12 protein-coding genes are annotated in these 18,375 nt (G+C 65.6%); 9 read left to right on the top strand and 3 right to left on the bottom strand.

Going from position 1 to position 18,375, the window contains the following annotated elements:
- The first annotated feature begins 119 nt into the window (after positions 1-119).
- The 3 genes from IPV69_RS13155 to IPV69_RS13165 all read left to right on the top strand — a co-directional run bounded on the left by IPV69_RS13155 (position 120) and on the right by IPV69_RS13165 (position 6,937).
- A complete protein-coding gene (locus IPV69_RS13155; protein ID WP_206295574.1) occupies positions 120-1,535 on the top strand; it encodes a hypothetical protein in 1,416 nt (471 codons plus the stop codon).
- A 24-nt stretch (positions 1,536-1,559) separates the two neighbouring features.
- The gene (locus tag IPV69_RS13160) at positions 1,560-3,890 is read left to right on the top strand and encodes a BatA domain-containing protein (RefSeq protein WP_206295575.1); all 2,331 of its coding nucleotides are present in this window, start codon (positions 1,560-1,562) and stop codon (positions 3,888-3,890) included.
- A gap of 77 nt (positions 3,891-3,967) precedes the next feature.
- Positions 3,968-6,937: a hypothetical protein gene (locus IPV69_RS13165; RefSeq protein ID WP_206295576.1), complete on the top strand. Its 2,970-nt coding sequence runs from the start codon at positions 3,968-3,970 to the stop codon at positions 6,935-6,937.
- A gap of 39 nt (positions 6,938-6,976) precedes the next feature.
- Here the strand turns inward: IPV69_RS13165 and IPV69_RS13170 are convergent, their stop codons facing one another.
- The gene (locus IPV69_RS13170; protein WP_206295577.1) at positions 6,977-8,284 is read right to left on the bottom strand and encodes a hypothetical protein; all 1,308 of its coding nucleotides are present in this window, start codon (positions 8,282-8,284) and stop codon (positions 6,977-6,979) included.
- Between the two features lie 217 nt (positions 8,285-8,501).
- Entirely contained in the window at positions 8,502-10,586 is a 2,085-nt protein-coding gene (locus IPV69_RS13175; protein ID WP_206295578.1) for a lysophospholipid acyltransferase family protein, read from the bottom strand.
- 162 nt (positions 10,587-10,748) lie between these two features.
- Between IPV69_RS13175 and IPV69_RS13180 the strand changes: the two genes are divergently transcribed.
- The 3 genes from IPV69_RS13180 (at position 10,749) to IPV69_RS13190 (ending at position 14,511) form a co-directional block, all read left to right on the top strand.
- The gene (locus IPV69_RS13180) at positions 10,749-12,254 is read left to right on the top strand and encodes a dicarboxylate/amino acid:cation symporter (protein ID WP_206295579.1); all 1,506 of its coding nucleotides are present in this window, start codon (positions 10,749-10,751) and stop codon (positions 12,252-12,254) included.
- Between the two features lie 127 nt (positions 12,255-12,381).
- Positions 12,382-13,803 (top strand): radical SAM protein, encoded by a 1,422-nt coding sequence (locus IPV69_RS13185; protein ID WP_206295580.1) that lies wholly within the window; start codon positions 12,382-12,384, stop codon positions 13,801-13,803.
- Between the two features lie 63 nt (positions 13,804-13,866).
- Positions 13,867-14,511 carry a hypothetical protein gene (locus IPV69_RS13190; protein ID WP_206295581.1) on the top strand — a complete coding sequence of 215 codons (645 nt, stop codon included), beginning with the start codon at positions 13,867-13,869 and terminating at the stop codon, positions 14,509-14,511.
- A gap of 21 nt (positions 14,512-14,532) precedes the next feature.
- Here IPV69_RS13190 and IPV69_RS13195 read toward each other — a convergent pair whose 3' ends face one another.
- Positions 14,533-15,609, bottom strand: a complete 1,077-nt coding sequence (locus tag IPV69_RS13195; RefSeq protein WP_206295582.1) for an NHL repeat-containing protein — start codon at positions 15,607-15,609, stop codon at positions 14,533-14,535.
- A gap of 293 nt (positions 15,610-15,902) precedes the next feature.
- On the opposite strand from IPV69_RS13195, the gene IPV69_RS13200 reads away from it, so the two are divergent.
- The 3 genes from IPV69_RS13200 (at position 15,903) to IPV69_RS13210 (ending at position 18,158) form a co-directional block, all read left to right on the top strand.
- Positions 15,903-16,160 (top strand): Sec-independent protein translocase subunit TatA/TatB, encoded by a 258-nt coding sequence (locus IPV69_RS13200; protein WP_206295583.1) that lies wholly within the window; start codon positions 15,903-15,905, stop codon positions 16,158-16,160.
- 134 nt (positions 16,161-16,294) lie between these two features.
- Entirely contained in the window at positions 16,295-17,293 is a 999-nt protein-coding gene (tatC, locus tag IPV69_RS13205) for a twin-arginine translocase subunit TatC (protein ID WP_206295584.1), read from the top strand.
- Positions 17,294-17,615: 322 nt separating this feature from the next.
- Positions 17,616-18,158, top strand: coding sequence for an inorganic diphosphatase (locus IPV69_RS13210; RefSeq protein WP_206295585.1), 543 nt, complete (start codon positions 17,616-17,618; stop codon positions 18,156-18,158).
- Positions 18,159-18,375: the final 217 nt, after the last annotated feature.

Here is an 18,375-nt window from a genome sequence, read left to right on the forward strand (position 1 = left end):
CGTGCAGAACCGGACCGACATTGTCCAGCGACCGCCGAACCATTCCGCTATCGGCGCGGTCGGCGGTATGATTGCGAACGGCTCGAGGCTTTTCGCGGCTCTGAATTTCGGGGAGTGTGATGTCTACCGCTGCATATCCAGGCCATGTTCCTTCGTATCGGTCCCCGTCGGGCTACGCGCCGCGGGGGCACCGGCCCGGCCTGGTGACGGCGATCGGGGTTACCAGCATCATCGTCGCGAGCCTGGGCCTGATCGCGGGCGTGGTCGGCGGGCTCTGGACGATGATGATGTACCGCAGCGCGCAGATGGTCGCGACGGCCAGCAGCGGCGCGAACGCGCGATCCAACGCCTCGTCGTCGGCGCTGGTCCTCCCCACGCCGGACGAGCTTGACGCCGACGCCGAAGCAAAGCGTGCGGTTCGTGCCACCCGCCGCGCCGGCCTGCTCGATCTGCTGGACGGCATCCGTCCGCTGTCGCCGGCCGTCCGCGCCCAGGCCGACGGCCTGCTGGCGCGGCACGCCGAGCGGGTCGTTCCACGGTCGCTGCTGACCCGGCCGGAGGTATCGACGGCCGACCTGCGGAACGCGATCGCGGCGATGGGCTCATTGCCGCCGGTGCAGGCCGGCGATTCGGAAGGATCGTTCGTACAGTTCAAGGAGACCGGACGGCTTGAACTATACGCCAGCCGTGCGGTGTTCAAACCTGCCGATGGCAGTGGCACGTTGCGAAGCGCCGGACCGGCGACGGCCGCCGAGGAAGACGCCGCCATTGCGGCCCTGACCGTCGAACCCGGGCCACTGCCCGCCGCCGAAACGCCGGACCAGGCATCGCCGCAACCGCCATCGCCACCGGTCGGCGGGGGATTCGGCGGTGGACGTCAGGTCTTTCCATCCGGCTTGAACGGGAAAGAGGTTCAATCGGTGACGCAGAAGGCGCAGGCCGCGACCGGTGGCAAGCTCAACACCGCCCAACTCGCCGCCGTCACCTACGCGCTGCAGAACCAGTCGCCGCCGCTGGTGAAATCGCAGATGACTTACTCGCCAATACGCATGGCAACCGTCCAGCCCGACGGGCAGGCGCTCGTGTTGTTCAGTGACGGCATGCTGTTGCTCGACAGCGCCGGGACGGTGGTACAGCAGTCGACGAACAATCTCCAGGAAGTCACGATCGACCCGATCGGCCTGACCCTCATGATCGGCGAAGCGGTTGCAGCGGCGCTGATGGCGGCTTTCCTGATGGCCAGCGGCATTCTGCTTCTGCGAAACTCGCCGCGTGCCCACCATTTTCATTGGGTTTACGCGGTGCTGAAGCTCCCGCTGGCGGTGATCGGCTCCGTCGCGTTTGCCTGGGTCATGCAGGACGTTATCTCCGGCGTCAACCGCATGTCGACCGGCAACACTGCCGACCGCATGACCACGATCGCCGTCTGGATGGCGGTCGCCGGGGTGCTCTACCCGATCGCCCTCATGATCGCGCTGGCGACGCCGACCGTGCGCGACTACTTCGCGGCGGAGCGCTCCGGGGCTACCATCTGATCGCTCGTTCCATCGACGCCACTGATGTTCGCGAACCCCCTCATGCTCGTCGGACTCTCGGTGGCAGTGCTGCCGATCGTGGTGCACCTGCTGAGCCGGGCGAGGTTTCGCAGCGTGGACTGGGGCGCGATGATGTTCCTGGACGGGGTCGGGGGTTCGCAGTCGCGCAGCCGCAAGTTCCACCAGTGGTTCCTGTTGTTGATCCGCGCGCTGATGGTCGCGCTGCTTGCCGTCGCACTGGCCCGGCCGGAAATCCGCGGCAAGTTTGCTTCGACCACTGCCGATGGCCGTCGCGGCGTGGTGGTCATCCTGCTCGACTGCTCGGCGAGCATGGGATTCGACGAAAACGGCCACTCGCGGCTGGACCTGGCCCGCGAAGCCGCCAAGCAACTGCTGAGCCTCCATCGCGGCGACCGCGTCTCGCTGGTGCTGATGGGCCAGCCACAGCCGCCCGCCGAGCGGCTTCCCACCGGCGACCTGTGGGACGTGGGCCGGCGGATCGAAGCCGCGCAGCTCACCTACGCCCGTGCCGATGTGGACCGTGCGCTGGGCGAAGCGCTCGAAGCAATCGCACCCCCGGCCGACAGCCCCGACCGCGGCGACAGACTTCCGGCGACGTTCTATGTCATCACCGACCGCCAGGCCGCCAACTGGCGCAACGTCCTGGACGACACCAACGACACGCCCGCCGCCTGGCGGCAGAGACTCGATCGCGCCGGGGTGATCGCGAGAGTCGTCTGCATTCCCATCGGGTCACCCGAGAGCGAAAATGTCCTGGTCAAGTCGGTCGAGCAGATCAACGCACCGGCGGTGGTCGGCCAGCCGGTGGAGTTTGAAGTGAAGGTGCAGAACCAGGGGCCGGTGCAGTGGGCGGCACTGCCTCTGCTGGTGACCGCCGACCGCAGGCCGATCTTCAACCAGAAGGTCAATCTGGCGCCCGACAGCACGGCGACCTTCCGCGTAAGCATCCCCGCCGGCTTGCCGGACGCCGGCACCCACCTGATCACCGCGGAACTCAACCGCACGCCGCCGGGCGTCGCACCGCCGCCGACCACGGTCAAGCCGCGCGGTCTGGTCGAGGACGACCGGCTCGACCTGGTGATTGACGTGAAGGACCCGATCCGGGTGCTGGTCGTCACCGGCGACGACCCGGCCGACCGTCCCAACGCCAAGGACGACGATGCCATGCCCGCGGGAACACACGTGGGGCAATACCTTGCGGCCGCACTGGCGCCTTACAAGGCGTCGAAGAAGAAGCTCGCCGATCCGTGCGTCGTGGAGGCCGTCACCGCCGAGCGCTGGGCCGGCGCGCTCGTTCGCACGCCGGGCGACAAGAAAGGCGAAACCAGGGAGGTTCGCCTGTCGGCGTTCCAGGCAGTGATCCTGGCCGGCCTCGAACAACTGACCGATGCACAGGCCGTCGCGATCGAACAGTTCGTCTACGACGGCGGCGGCGTACTGATTGCGCCGGGCGAGTTGTCGCGGCCGACGGCGTACGACGTCGCACTCTTTCGCGACGGGGCCGGCATTCTGGCGGCGTCGCTCGCCGAGGCGACCCCGTTCGACGGATCGATGCAGACCACGCTCCTGGGGTTCGAAGCGACGCACCCGATTCTCAAGTTCCTCGGCGGACGGCCCGACGCGCTGCTGCCGGTGTCGGTCGGCCAATACTTCCCGGTCGATCGCCTCGGCCCGCAGGCGCAGGTGCTGATGCGCTACGCGACCGGCGAACCCTTCCTGATCGAGTCGGTCTCCAGTTCCCAGCGGCGCGGCAAGCTGCTGCTGATGACGACCTCGCTGGGGGAAGACTGGAGCACCCTTCCGATGACGAGCTTCTACCTGCCGTTCGTCCAGTCGGCCGCCCGGTACCTGGGTGAGGGGCCGCCCCGGCGGTTCAACCTCGCGCCCGGGGAACCGATCGAACTGCCGATCGAAGATGCCGCCGAGGGCTCGGTGCTCCGGGTCAAGCCGCCCGACGCGCCCGAAGAACGGGCATCGGAAGTGACGCGCGTCGGCGGGCAGACGGTGGCGCGCTTCGGCGATACCGAAACCCCCGGCCTGTATGTCGCGCGGCTGATCGACCCAGGCCGAAAGACGGTCACCCTTCAATACACCGTCACCGCGCCGCGCGACGAATCTGATCTGGAATCCCTGACCCCGGCCGACTGGCAGCACCTCGAAAGTCGTCTGGAACTGACCCGGCTGGACCCGGCGGTCACCCCCATCGCCGCCGCCACGGCACTACCGGCACCCCTGGAGCTGTGGGTGTGGCTGCTCGGCGCGGTTCTGATCTTGGGATTACTCGAAATGAAACTGTCACGGAACTGGAGCCGGACCGACCCGGCCGAAGCATAAAGAGGCTGTAGACTCGATATTCGATATTCGATATTCGACGTTCGACGTTCGATGTTCGATGTTCAACCCAACACGACGTGCCATCGACCCTTCCCATCCTCCTTCAGGCACTGCCCGTGCGATGGCAGTCGCCCTGGCTGCTGCCGCTGGTCTTGGGACTGGGTGCCGCGCTGACGGCCGCGGTCCTCTGGTATTACCCCGGCCAGGTGCGGCTGGTGCGACGTCCGTGGCGATACGTCATTCCGCTGCTGCGGCTACTGGCATTTTCGGCACTGGCGATTTCGGTCGCGCGGCCGGTCGCATTGCGAGCCCGACCGGCCGAGGACAAGGGGGCACTGATCGTCCTCATCGACCGCTCGGCGAGCATGGGCATCGCTGATGGCGGCCGGCGGCCGGCCGACCTGGTGTCGCTCGCCGACGCCCTGGGCCTGCTGCCGGCGGGCGCGCGGGCCGAGTCCTCCGCGGCGATCGCGGCCGAGTTCGAACAACTGCAGGCGTCGGTCGGGCAGGCGATCCGTGCCCAGGGGGATCTGGATTACGCCCGCGTCTCCGGTCGCGGAATCGAGGCCGCCGAGGCGCGCGTCCACAAGGGTGTCGAGGAGAGCCGACAGCTCGGCCGCCTGCTGGCGGCAAGGCTGCTGGGGTTGGCAGGCGCGGCAGAGGCCGGACCGGGCAGCCCGGCGGCCGTCCAGGACAAACTCAAGCCGCTCGCCGAACTTCCACCGGCCGACCTCCGGGGCGCGTGGATCGCCGAGACGCGCCGCCGTCTCGACCAGGCGGCCGCCGCCATGACCCGCTTTCAGGATGTCGCCGACCGCAAACTGTATGACGGCAATCCCGCCGTGCGCGCCGTCTGCCTCGAACTGGAGAAGCGCACCCGGCTCGAGATGGCCGCCGAGGCGATGGTCCGGCCCGGCGGGCTTCTGTCGCGGCTCGGCGCCGATACGCCAGTGCTGCTGTTCGCGTTCGACCAGTCGGCGGCCGCGATGCCGTCGATCGCCCCCGCGCCGGCGTCGGCCACGCGGCCGGCCGAGCCGACCGGCGAAGCCGACCCCGAGGCGCCTGCTTCGGTATCGGCAGAAAGGCCGCCGGTTGTCTGGACGTCCACACTTATGCCGATCACGCCGGTGGGCACGACCACCGACATCGCTGGGGCGCTGACGGCGGCGCTGGCAGCGACCGAGGGGCGGCCGGTCAGAGGCGTACTGGTGATCTCCGACGGACAGCAGGTGGGCGGCTCGACCGGCAATGCCGCCGCGGCGCTGCCGCCGGGCGTGCCGTTGATCACCGTCGCCGCTGCCGGCCTCCAGCCGCCTCGCGACACGGCGGTGCTGGATGTCGATTCGCCGCCGGCGGCGTTCGTCGGCGAGACGATCCTGGTGCGGGCGCGGGTGCGCGGTGCCGGCGGCATCACCGCCGACCCGGCGGCCGTCCGGCTGACCATTGCGGGCGGCGACGACCCCGCCGATCTCTCCCCCGCCGCGATCGAAAAGCCCGGTGTCAACGCCAAGTCGACCGATGGCAGCGCCTATGCGCAATTCGCCGTCCGGATCGATCATCCCGGTGTCACGGAACTGGTGGTCCGTCTGCCGCCGGCGGAAGGGGAAGTCAGCGCGGAGAACAACACCGTTCGGCGATGGGTGAAGGTGCTGCCCGAGCGGATTCGCGTCGCGGCATATGCCGGCTCTGCCGGCTGGGATTTTCAGTACCTCCGCTCGGCGCTGGGACGGCGCGACTGGTTCGCAATCGAGTCCGGCGTGCTTGATCCTGGCAGGCCGCGCGTGCCTTTGTCGCCGGCGCAGATCCTCGCCCAGGACGTGCTGGTTCTGTACGACCTTCCGGTCGAGGCACTGGACCGCGAACAGTGGTATGCCGTCGATCGGCTGGTGACCCAGCGCGGCGGCAGCCTGATCGTCGTCGCCGGACCCGGCTTCAACCCGGCCAGTTTTGTCGATCAGCCGCTGGCGTCGGCGCTGCTGCCCTTCAACCTGCAGCTCGAGAAGAAACCCGCCTGGCGACAATGGCCCGGCGATCGGCCGAGCATACGGCTCACACCCGGTCCGGAGTTCCTGCGATCGGATTTGCTCCGGCTGTCGGACGCGGACCTGGCCAACCGCCGCTGGCAGGATTTGCCCGGCGCCTGGCGTGTATTCCCGGTTCGGGTGCCCCGGCCGGGCGTCCGGACGATTCTTCGCGACGCCGAAACCAACCAGGCCGTCGTCACCGAGATGAAGCCGGGCGCTGGCCGGTGTTTCTTCGTCGGCACGCACGAAACCTGGCGCTGGCGGAGCAAGGGAGGCGACGCCGAACAGGAGCGTTTCTGGCGGCAGTTCGTCCGCTACGCGGCCGAGGAGCCGTACGCGTCGCAGACCGGTCGGCTGGCGCTGGACATCGATCAGGTTGCCGCTGCCCCCGGCATGTCGATCCACGCCCGCGTCCGCGTGCTGCCACAGGAAGCGACTGCGTCAACCAGGCCCCAGGTGATCGGCGACGACCTCCGTCTTGAGGTTTACAAGGTGGATGACACGTTGGACCGAGCGCGCCATCGCACGCCGTCGGCTGTTCCATCGGCGTCGGTGACCCCTTCATCGGAGTTGCGTCCCGGCGCGCCCCTGTTGCCCTCACCGCTTCTGGCAGCACCCGAGCCGATCCGCGTGATCAGGCTTCCCGGCATCGCCGACGGGGGCGGCCGGACACGCGTTGCGATCGGCGATCTGCCGCCGGGACATTTCGAGGTACGCCTGGCCGGAACGTCTTCGGACCTGTCGTGGCCGGTGGTCCCGCTGTTGATTCAGCCGAGCCTCGAACTTGAGATGAAGAACCTCACCGGCGACCCCGATCGCCTGCGGCGGATGGCCGAGAGCACCGGCGGTCGGCTCTTGAAGCTGGACCAGCTCGCCGCCGTCCCCGGCCTGCTCGCCGCCGCCGCCGACCAGCGACCGCGCGTCGTCGAATGGAGTCTGTGGGACAGCCCCTGGCTGTTCGTCTTTGTGGTCGGCTGCCTGGGGGCGGAATGGGCGCTGCGCAAGCGCGCCGGCCTCGCGTGATCGTGTCAGGCCCGCCGACCCGCCTTGATCGCCGCCCTTCTACCGCGGCAGCGCTTTCAACCGTCGCCACGCCGCTTCGACCCAGAAGAACGTGCAGTAATACAGCTTCGAATAGTCATAGTGCGCGATGATGCGTTCGATGACTTCGGCGTGAGCCCGAACGGTCTGGGCGTCGGGGCAGAGAGTGACGATCCATGCCGCCGACGTCGGTTCGCGAACCCACGCCGTCTCCTTCTGGCGGCGTGGCGAGATCTTCATGAACTCCCTCAGCTGCGCGTTGGCCAGTTCCTGCGCTTCCTGCTCCGTTTTCTGCGGCTTCCAAAGCGGCATCATCGCTTTGCGCCAGTCCTGGCTGAAGGTGGACGGATCGCGGTGGTCGAACTGCGTACCGATCGCCAGGCTCTCGGACGCCAGTGCCGCGCTGGCCTTGAGGCCCGTGACGTAGTCGGCTTTCAACGCCGGGTCGGACTCCATCTCCCAAAGCCCGCGAATCGCCGATACGGCCGTGCAGGAGGTCCAGTTATGCGTTCTGGCGTAGTCGAAGACCATGCCTTTGCGGCAGATTTCCAATCGGCTCTGCTTCTCCTTCCCGCCTCGCTCGTCGATCGCCCGTCGATACTTTTCTTCCCATGCGTCGTCACCGGTCACGCGATGCAGGAGCTTGAGCACGAAGAGTTGCCGGGGTGCCGTATCGAAGGTGAATCCAGCGAAGCTGCCGCGAGTGCCGAACGGCTGCTCCGCGGGCATCTTCCAGCCCAATCGCTCGATGACGCCGGTCGTCTCCACCAGCTTCGCGACGATCCGCTGGCGCTCGTCCTTCGTCGCCAGGCCGGACTCGAGGTATCGCCAGAGGCCGAAATACCAAGGCATTGTCTGGTCGTTCGATCCCATGGGATAGTGTGATTTTCCGTCGCTGCTGACACCCCGGCCGACAAAGCCTTTGACGTCACTGATCGAATTGAGGAACAGCAGACCTTCCATCAGCCGCCGGGCCTTGGCGGCGTCGTCGGCCGAGCCCGACTCCTGCCAGCGCAGGACCGCCGCATCCAAGTACATGCCGTTGAACATCGCGCCGTTCTCGATCGGCTGATACCAGCCCAGCGCGTTGGGTTTGCCTTCGCGGCATTCTTCAGGCGTCGGGAGGTTGATGCTGCCGTCGAGGTCGGTGAAATCGACCATGACGCCATGCTTGTCGATGAACCGTCGCCAGGTTTCGGCGTGGGCTTGTTCGACGGCCTTGGAGGCGTCGGCCGGCTTGCCGGCATCCGCGGCGACACTCCACTGACGCGGAATCGCCGAGCCGACCGAGGCAGCGAGCAGGGACCGGAGGACGGTGCGTCGGTTCATGGAAGATCCGAAGAAGGGACTGAAATGAAGAGTGAGACCCTCAAATCAGTCTATGCCCCGACCGAAGTCAGGCAAGGCTGAAGCGCGAAGGTTGTGGGTTGGTTGGCTCGCAAAAAGACGGGCGGCCAGAGACCGCCCCAGCACAGCTGCCCCGGGGCGAGCGAAGACGTAACTGAATGACTGCGGCGTGAACCGGCCGTCGTTGCGATCGCCGCACTCAGTGCGATCCGACCGGCTGACCCTTGGCCGCCTGGGGTGACGTGGCCGTTCCGCGATGGTGCGCCACGAAGTCGGCATAGCCGGGCTTGGTCATGTAGCGTTCGAGGACCCTGGCTTCGGTGTGCAGCAGGTCGACGACGATCAGGCCGTCGAGGCAGTCGCCGAAGTCGCGATCGACGTTAAACGCCAGGAACTTGGCACCCAGTTTCAGGTACTGCCGGATCAGAACGGGGATGCCCTTCTGGTCGGGCTCGAGGTCGGAGACGAGGTTGGACACTTCTTCGTCGTCCTGAAGCAGCCGACGGATCCCTTCGTCGTCCCACTTGCCCAGGCCCAGCCGCAGAGGGCGTTTGGGCTTGAACGGGTTCTTCGGGGCGGCGAGCGTTTCGCCTTCGGGCATGGCGTGGTGCATCTTCAGGAAGTTGACCATGATCTCGCGCGACGCCGTCTGATAGCTGTTGCTGATGCTCACCGGTCCGAACAGGTATCGATACTGTCGGTTCTGGACAAGGAAATGTCCGATGCCCTTCCAGAGCAGCAGCAGCGGCGAGTAGGACTTCTGGTACTCGGGGCGGACGAAACTCCGGCCCATCTCCAGCGCCGGATTCAGCCGGTTCAGCAGCTCGGCCTTGTAGTTGAACAGCGTGCTGGTGTAGAGACCCTGCCGCCCCTTGGCCTGCAGCAGCAGGTCCGTCTGCCCCAGCCGGTACGCGCCGACGATTTCCCGCGCCTGGCGATTCCAGATGAACAGGTGGCGGTAGTCGTAGTCGAACGTGTCCAGGTCCAGGCTTTTGCCGGTGCCCTCGCCGACCTGGCGGAAGGTGATTTCCCGCAGGCGGCCGATCTCACGCAGGATGAGCCTGATCTGCGATGCCTTTGCGTCGATCACGACCAGGCCGTCGTGCTCGACCAGTGCCGATTCTCTCGGCAGCGCGGCCATCTCGGCTTCCATCAGTGCCGGATCGACCGGGGGAATGATTTCCTCCATGGTCTTGGGCTGGTGGGCAAACGGAAATCGCGCCCGCATGATCTGCATCGCCCGAAACGCGGACTTGGCGAACTTGGCACCCGGCATCGGCTGCTTGTGCGAAGCATCGGGGACGGCGCTGACTGCTTGCGTCGATCCCGCCGTGTCCGAAGCAGCATTCGGCGTCGCCGCCGAAGACTCGGCAATGGAGGGACGCGGACCGCTGTTGCGCAGGTGGAACGTTCGACGACGCAGGTAATCGGTGACCTGCTGCTCGGACTCGAAATCGGCGATTCTCTTGGCCGGGATCAGCGAGCCGACGCGGAGCGTCACTTCGCTGTCGTGCTTGCCCAGGAACGCCCGCGGCAGCAGCACCGTCCGGATCAAGGGGTGAATCAGGCCGGCGGCCTGGAACAACGCGTTGTTGCGGCCGTCGAAGTACACCGGCAGCACCGGCACTTCTGCCCGGGTGATGATGCGGGCGATCGTGCCGTTCCACGCCGGATCGGTAACCGGCCCCTCGGGGTTCTTCAGGTTTGAGAGTTTCAGATGCGCCACTTCGCCGGCGGGGAAAGCCGCCAGCACGTGCCCGTCCTTGAGCCAGCGCAGGCTCTGCCGCATGGGTCCGATGTTTCGGCCGGCGGCGCCTTCGCCCTGGAACGGGTCGACGAGCAGAAAAAGGTCCTTCAGTTCCGGAACACGGCCGATCAGGTAGTTGGCCATCACCTTCACGTCGTCGCGGGCTTCCGAAAGAACCGCCGACAGGATCAGGCCATCGAGTGCGCCGAACGGATGATTGGCGACGACGACGAAGGGACCTTTCTTGGGGATGCGGGCGAGGTCTTCCTTCGCGATGCGCAGCTTGACGTTGAGCGCTGCCAGGATGCGCCCGATGAACTCGCGATACCCCCTGCCGCCGGGCGCAACCGGGCCCTGGGCGACGGCGCCGTCGTAGAGCGCGTTGATCTGGTCGAGGCCGAACGCCTTCTCCAGCGACGCAATGGACCGATGGCCCAGGGCTTTGCCGAGGAACCTGTCCTTGGGCAGGTCGAGCCTCAGCAGGCGGTCGGGACGAGGAAAAGACGGTCGTCGAGCGGCGGTCGTAGCTCGTGGCATGGTGTCAGCGTAGATGCCTCGCGATAGCCTTCGGTTACGTGAATGTAAAACATGGGTTAGTGCCGATTTTGGTCGGCGCTTGCGGGCATGGCTGCCTTGTCGTCCTGAGGATGACAATTTCCTGATGCCTTTTGTGCGGTGAACGGTTAAGACTCGCAGCCGATGCAAACACCGGACGATGCCAATCCCACCGATCCGACCGACGGGCCGGGCCCGATTTCGCGGGCTTTCGCGGCTTATGACCGCGTTCCGCTTTACCTCCGCATCGTGGTCGGGCTTGTGCTCGGCGTGGTGATCGGAACGATCCTGAATCTGGCCGGCGCGGCTGATGCCCCGCCGGCGACCGCGCAACCCGCCACCCAGCCGACTACCTTGCCGGCAACCCAGCCGGCGGCAAACGCCGAGGCCGTCGCGACCTCCCTCCCAGCAACCCAAGTTTCGCCCCAGCCTCAAACAGCGTCGGCTGCCACCCAGCCGTCCACTAGGCCGGCGGTCGCACCGCCGAGCCGACCGGTGGCCGCGGTAGTTGCCGGCGGCATGGATCTGTTCGCCAAGTACGTCATTCAGTTTCTGGCAGCCCTGGCACCGCCCCTGATTCTGCTGGCCATCGTCCGCGCACTGCTGACCGCCAAGGTCGAGGGACGCCAGGGTGCCTACATGGTGTTCCTGCTCTTCGTCAACACGTTGGTGGCGATCTGCGTCGGTTTGTTGGTCGCGAACGTCATCCGGCCCGGCCATTTCGCCCATGGCAGCGGAACGGCCCCGCCGAAAGGCGTCGGCGATGTCGACATCGTCAAGCAACTGCTCGAAAACATCCCGGTCAGCCTGCTCGAGCCGCTGGTCAGCGGCCGCGTGATCGGCGTGGTCATCGTCGCGCTCACGTTCGGCATGGCCGCACGGAAGCTCAAGGACCGTCGACGGGAGATGGTCGAAGACCTGATCGAAGCTGGGTTCGACACCATCATCGTTGTGCTGCACTGGGTGATCTGGCTGGTGCCACTGGCGGTGCTGTGCAAGGTCGGGGCGATCCTGGGAACCAAGGGCTACAAGCCCTTCGTCGCCTTGGGCGTCTTCGTCATCGCCGTCCTGGTGGCGCTGGCGCTGCAGGCGACCTGGTACCTCGGGCGGATCAAGTGGAAGACCTGGATCCATCCGACGTTCCTCCTTCAGCAGACAAGAGACGCACTGGTCATGGCGTTCAGCACCGGCAGCTCGACCGCGACCATGCCAGTCACCTACGAGCGGCTGCGCAACGGCGTCGGCCTGCGGGAGCGCTCGGCCAGCCTGGGTGCGCTCGTCGGCAGTAACTTCAACAACGACGGCACCGCACTTTACGAGGCGATGGCGGCGCTCTTCGTCGCGCAGATGCTGGGGATCGAGTTGTCCTTCGGACAACAGATTCTCGTCGTGCTGACTAGTGTCATCGCGTCGGTCGGGGCGGCCGGCATTCCCGAGGCCGGGCTGGTCACCATGACACTGGTGTTCACCGCCGTCGACCTCCCGACCACCTATATCCCATTCCTGCTGCCGGTGGACTGGTTCCTGGACCGCTGCCGGACGGCGATCAATGTCATGGGCGATATGAACGTCGCCTGCCTGCTCGACGGCAAGGAAAAGGAAACGCCCGAGGAAGCCCAAGCCGCGGCACAGACGGCACCTGCGACCTAGGTAAAGCGCATCGCTACGCCGCCGACCAGGTCTTTCATAAGCCGTGAAACAGGGCCGACGGCAGTCCGATTCGCTTGAACCCGCTTCCCTGCTTCATAGACTTCTGAAACAATCACCCCAAACCCCGATGTCCAAGCTCTCCTTCAATATCGACGACGTCATTTCCGGCAAGGCCCGCCTGACCGATGCGCAGGCGCTCGAGCTGCATTCCAACGCCAGCCTGCACGACCTGGGCCAGTGGGCCCACGCCGTCACGCTGCGGCTGCACCCCGAGGACTACCGCACCTACGTTATCGATCGCAACATCAACTACACCAACGTCTGCACGGCCAAGTGCACGTTCTGCGCGTTCCGCCGGGATCACGAAGATTCCGACGCCTACACGCTGACCTACGACACCATCGGCGAAAAAATTAAGGAACTCGTCGCGATCGGCGGCACGCAGATCCTGATGCAAGGCGGCATGAACGACCGCCTGCCGATCGAGTGGTATGAAGACCTGCTGCGGTACATCAAGAGCACGTTCCCAACCGTTCACATCCACGCCTTCAGCCCGCCGGAGTTCGTGGAGTTCGAGCGGTTCTTCAACATGGACGTCCGGGACATCATCCGCCGACTGCACAAGGCCGGCCTTGATACGATCCCCGGCGGCGGCGGCGAGATCTTCGCGCCCCGCGTCCGCAAGCGCATCGGCATTGGCAAGGCCAGCGGCGATGATTGGCTCCGCGTCATGCGCGTTGCGCACGAGGAAGGGCTGAACACCTCGGCGACGATGCTGATCGGCCACATCGAGTTCGTCCGCGAACGGATCGAACACATGGCAGCAATCCGCGACATGCAGGACTACGCCCGCGCGCTATCGGGTCACGGCGAACTGTCCGGGGTTGTCCGACGTTGCATCAGCCGGTGGCCCGGCATCTTCGAACGGTCGGCGTTCAAGCCGGCAGAGGTGGCGTCCGCGCCCGGCTCCTACACCGCCTTCATCCACTGGCCCTTCCAGCGCGAAAACACGCCGCTCGGCCGCGCCAAGGAATGGGATCCCGACACCTACGGCCCGTTCGACGACAGCACCAACGAAGACATCCTCCGCGGCCGCGTCGTCCGGATGGCCGGTGCCGACGAATACCTGCGCATGCTCGCGATCGCACGGCTCTACTTCGACAACGTCCCGTCGCTGCAAAGCAGTTGGGTGACGATGGGCCCGAAGGTCGGCCAACTGGCGATGATGTTCGGCGCCAATGACATGGGCAGCATCATGATGGAAGAGAACGTCGTCAGCGCCGCCGGCACGACCTACAGCCTGGCCGAGCGTGACATCTGCCGCCTGATCCGCGACGCCGGCTGGGTGCCGTCGCAGCGCGACCAGTACTACAACATCCTCAAGCGTCACGACGGCGCCGACGCCCCCGACCTTCAGCCCCTGGCCCAGCCGCCGATGCGGAACGTGAAGCAGATCGACAAGCAGTTCATCGGCGCCGCGCCGGGGATTGACGACGGGGCGGATAGCAGCGTACGAGTCCAATTGCCGCTGCTTGGCGACGCCCGGTAACGTTCGGTTGCAGGCGGCACGAAGCTCAACGGAGTCAGGCACTTTTACGTTTGGCCGATTCTCATGCCTGCCGGCCGAAGGAACTTTCTCAAGCGGCTCGCGCGAGCGACAGTCGCCGCCGCCACGGTCGCCTCGTTACTCGCCTGCATTGGGTTCTGTGCCTGGTGGCATCGCAGTAATTCCATTTCAGACGTCTTCCGCATTCGCTACATTGAACCCGGGCGGGACCTTCGCTTCTTCGCCCAGTCGCGCAACGGCCGGCTCTACTGTGCGCGGATCGACACGCGATACGACCCTCCAAGAACTGCAGTTCCGCCAGAGTCGCATCAGCTCGATGGCTGGAGCCACCACTGGTCGCTGACCACCCAGTCGACCCTCGAGTTAGAAGCGATCGGCCGGCAAGCTCTCACGCCATGGGAGGCGGCGATCGACCTGCACTTCTTCGCCGAGGAAACTCAGAACCAACCGTCCGAGGCACCCTCGACGACTCGCCGGCATTCGCTGCGCGTGCCCTTCAACTTTCTCGTCGCCATCACTGGTCTGCTGCCCTTGATCGCCACCTGGCGGTGGACCCAACGGGCTCGCAAACATTCGGCGGCGCGGCGAACAGGCCATTGCACGCAGTGCGGCTACGACCTCCGCGCCACCCGCGACCGCTGCCCGGAGTGCGGCGCGGTCGTCCGTGCAGGCTCCGTAACGCCGACGTAAGACGCCCAACTCTCAATTGTCCTACTTTTCAATCCGCAGCACCCGCCCGTTGTAGCTGTCGCTGATGTACAGCGTCCCGTCCGGCGACTGGTAGATGCCGTGGGGGCGCTTCAGTTCCGCCTGCTTCGGGTCGCCGCCTACGCCGGCCGTGCCAGCCTTGCCGGTGCCGGCGACGCGCTCGATCTTCTGCGTCTTGACGTCATACCGGCGGATCAGGTGGTTCTCGGCGTCGGCGATCAGCACGTTGCCGTCGGCTTCCACCCAGATGTGCTTCGGGCCGTTCATCTCTGCCGCCAGCGCCGGGCCGCCGTCGCCGCCGCTGCCTTTCTTGCCGCTGCCGGCGACGGTTTTGATCTTGCCGTCCGGCGTGACGACACGCAGCGCGTTGACGCCACGCTCCAGGATGTACAGGTTGCCGGCGGCGTCCATCGCGGCGGCGCGGGGGTCGGCAAGGGGCGATGCGGCGGCATCGGCCCCGTCGGCGGGCGCGCCCCGCTGCCCGTTGCCGGCGGCGAGGGTGACCTTGCCCGTCTTCATGTCGATCACCCGAACCTGCTTGTGATCGAGATCGGCCAGCACCAGGTGCTCGCACTGCGGATCGAACTGCACGCAGTACAGCCCGCCAAAAGTCGCCGCCGACGCCAGCCCGCCGTTGCCGCTGGTGCCCTTGGTCCCGGTGCCTGCGAAGGTGGACATGATGCCGGTCTTGGCGTCGATCTTGCGGACGGTGTAGTTGCCGGTGTCACCGATGTAGACGTCGCCGGTCTTCTTATCGATTGCGAGGGAGTGGGGGACGTTGAGCTGCGCCGCCGTCGCCGGGCCGCCGTCTCCCTTGTTCCCCTTGGTCCCGTCCCCGGCAACGGCTGTGATCACGCCGGCGGTGTCGATCTTCCACAGCCGGTTGCTGTATTCGACCACCCAGAGGTTGCCGGCTGGGTCGAACTGGGCGCCGAAAACCTGTCCCAGCTTGGCATCGGTTGCTTTCGACCCGCTGCCGCCGGTGCCGCCACCGGCAACGACGACCACTTTCTCGGCCGACACGACCGCAGTCAGGCAGGCGACAGCGATCAACGCAAAGAGTGGAATCGGGCGGTGCATGGGTGGCTCCAATCTGAACAGGCGACCATGATTCGCGCCCGACCTTGCATCTCCCCAAAAGGGGTCGAACGGCTCGCGAACGTACTACTCAGGTTAACATCGCCCGATGAGGCGCGATGAGATTTCTTCCCCTTCCGGCCAACATTCGTCGGTGGCCCGGGGTATAATGGGCGTAACTTCCGTCTGTCCGAACCGCTAGCCGAGACTGAGATCGCGGGATTGGACGCCATCACCTGCCGTGTTTGCGGCGGCGATGTCGTTGGTCCTCAGCGATTTTTCCCAGGAGTCCGGCCATGCTGTTCGCTTCCTCCCCCGCCGTTCTGGTTCCCTCCGCTTCCGTTTACACGCTCGCGTTCTCGTTGCCCAACGGCTACGAGTGGATCGTCATCGGCCTGATCGCGCTGCTCATTTTCGGCAAGCGGCTGCCGGGCGCGGCCCGCGGTATGGGCCAGGCGTTCCGCGAGTTTAAGGCCGGCATGAACGGATTGAACCTCAGCCATACCGACACCCCCGACGACAAGGCGATCGCCGTCCGCGACACGCCCAAGTGAACGATTCGTCCCGCGTTCCCCGTTTTGCGAAACAACGCTGGCCGGGCTGTCGCTACCCGGCGAACCCTGCCCGGCGTTGACATCCGCCGAGCGTTGCGTATCTCTCCCTGTCGGTCCGACTTACAAGGCACGCCATGGCTGTCGCCACCCAACAACTTGCGGATAAGAACGCGGCGAAAGCCAAGATCAATCCCGACGACTACCGCATGACGCTCGGCGAGCACCTGGAAGAGCTGCGCGTGCGGCTGTTCCTGGCGCTGGGGGGATACATCATCCTGCTGATCGCGGCGTTCTTCTTCGGCGATACGGTCGTCAGCTACTTCTGCCTGCCGGTGGTCCGCGCGCTGGGCGAGAACAACATCAATACCCAGCTCATCGTCGACGAAGCCGGCGAAGGGTTCATGGTGTTCATCCAGATCAGCATGATCAGCGCGGCCGCTGTCGGTGCCCCCTGGATTGCCTATCAGATCTGGCAGTTCGTCGCCGCGGGCCTCTACCCGCACGAGCGCAAGTACGTCACCAAGTTTCTGCCGCTGAGCATCGCATTGCTGATCGCCGGCATGCTGTTCGTCTACTTCCTAATCCTGCCCTGGACGTTGTCATTCCTCGTCGGCTTTAACAACAATTTTCAGATCCCCGGCAGTTTTGTCGACGCAGAAACGCCCCCGGCTTTCGTCGACAGCAGCAGCAATCCGATCAAGTTCCCCAGCTTTCAGGGCAACCCCAAATCGGCAGCCAACGGCGATGTCTGGTACGACGCCAAGCTCAAACGGCTGAAAGTCTACGTGGACAGCCAGGTGCGAACGATCTCCGTCAACGGCAATAACCTGTTGGCGACCGAGATCAAGCTGTCGAGCTACATCGACCTGGTGATGTCGTCGCTGCTGATCTTCGGGATCTCGTTCCAGTTGCCGCTGGTCGTGCTCGCGGTCGCCCGCATTGGCGTGGTGCCGCTGGAGACGCTCAAGGCGATCCGGCAGTACGTCTACTTCACCCTCGCGATCGCCGCGGCGGTGATCACCCCCGGCGGCGACATCCCGTCCATGCTCGGGCTCACCGTGCCCCTGATCCTGCTCTACGAGCTGGGCATCTGGCTGGCAAGCATGAAGCCCAAGACGATCCAGCCGGCGTAGCGGTTTCGGCCGACAGGCTCGGCAGCCAAGCCGACGAGAACACAAAGGCGCGAAGGCACGAAGGAGACGCGAAGGCCAAGTCTGAGTTGAGGTCTTTCTTCGCGTTTCTTCGTGCCTTCGCGACTTCGCGTTCTCTTCGTCTTCGCAGCAGCTCGGCCACGCCGATGCCTACGACCGGCTTATCGGGCCGTGCCTGCTCTCGTTCGTGGCCCTTAACACCTCGCAACTTCGTTTCATCGTCTTTCTGTACCGCAAGTTGCGGTCCCTCCCCTTGCTGCCGATACTAAGATGGACAAGTAGGGCAGTTTAGAGAGACTCCGCAATGATTCATCCCTGGCACGACGTCAACCCCGGCGAGGACATCCCGCAGGCGTTTAACACGATTATTGAGATCCCGTTCGGGTCCAGCGTGAAGTACGAGCTGGACAAGAACTCGGGTCTCATCAAGCTCGATCGCGTCCTGTATTCCGCGGTCTATTACCCTGCGAACTACGGTTTCGTGCCGCAGACGCTCGCCGAGGACGATGACCCGCTCGACGTGCTGGTGCTCTGCCAGGAGACGGTGGTTCCGCTGACACTCGTCAAAGCCCGGACGATCGGGCTGATGACGATGATCGACGCGGGGAAGAAGGACCACAAGATCATCGCCGTCGCCGCGGATGACCCCGAATACGCCGGCTTCACCGAGGCCGTCGAGATGCCACCGCACAAGCTGACGATGCTTCGGCGGTTCTTCCAGGACTACAAGCAACTGGAAGGCAAGGCGGTCGAGGTGGACGAGATCCAGCCCGCCAAGGCGGCGTATCCGATCATCGAAGACTCCCTCGCCCGCTACAGCCGGCAGCGGCGGCGCGGGTTTAAATGATCTCGGGCGAAGCCTGAGTTTCTTCAGCGGCGTTTCCACACCCTTCTGCAAGCACACGTTTTGGTGCCACGGGTCGGCGGTACTCCGCAGACCCGTGCGCGAGTTGACCTGCACACGGGTCTCCGGAGTACCGGCGACCCGTGGCACCATGCCCGTACCCACTTCGAGTCCGACGCCCACGGGCAAGAATACTTGCCCATGCCACACCGACGACTCA

Origin of the sequence: Humisphaera borealis (assembly GCF_015169395.1) — a bacterium.
Lineage (GTDB): Bacteria > Planctomycetota > Phycisphaerae > Tepidisphaerales > Tepidisphaeraceae > Humisphaera > Humisphaera borealis.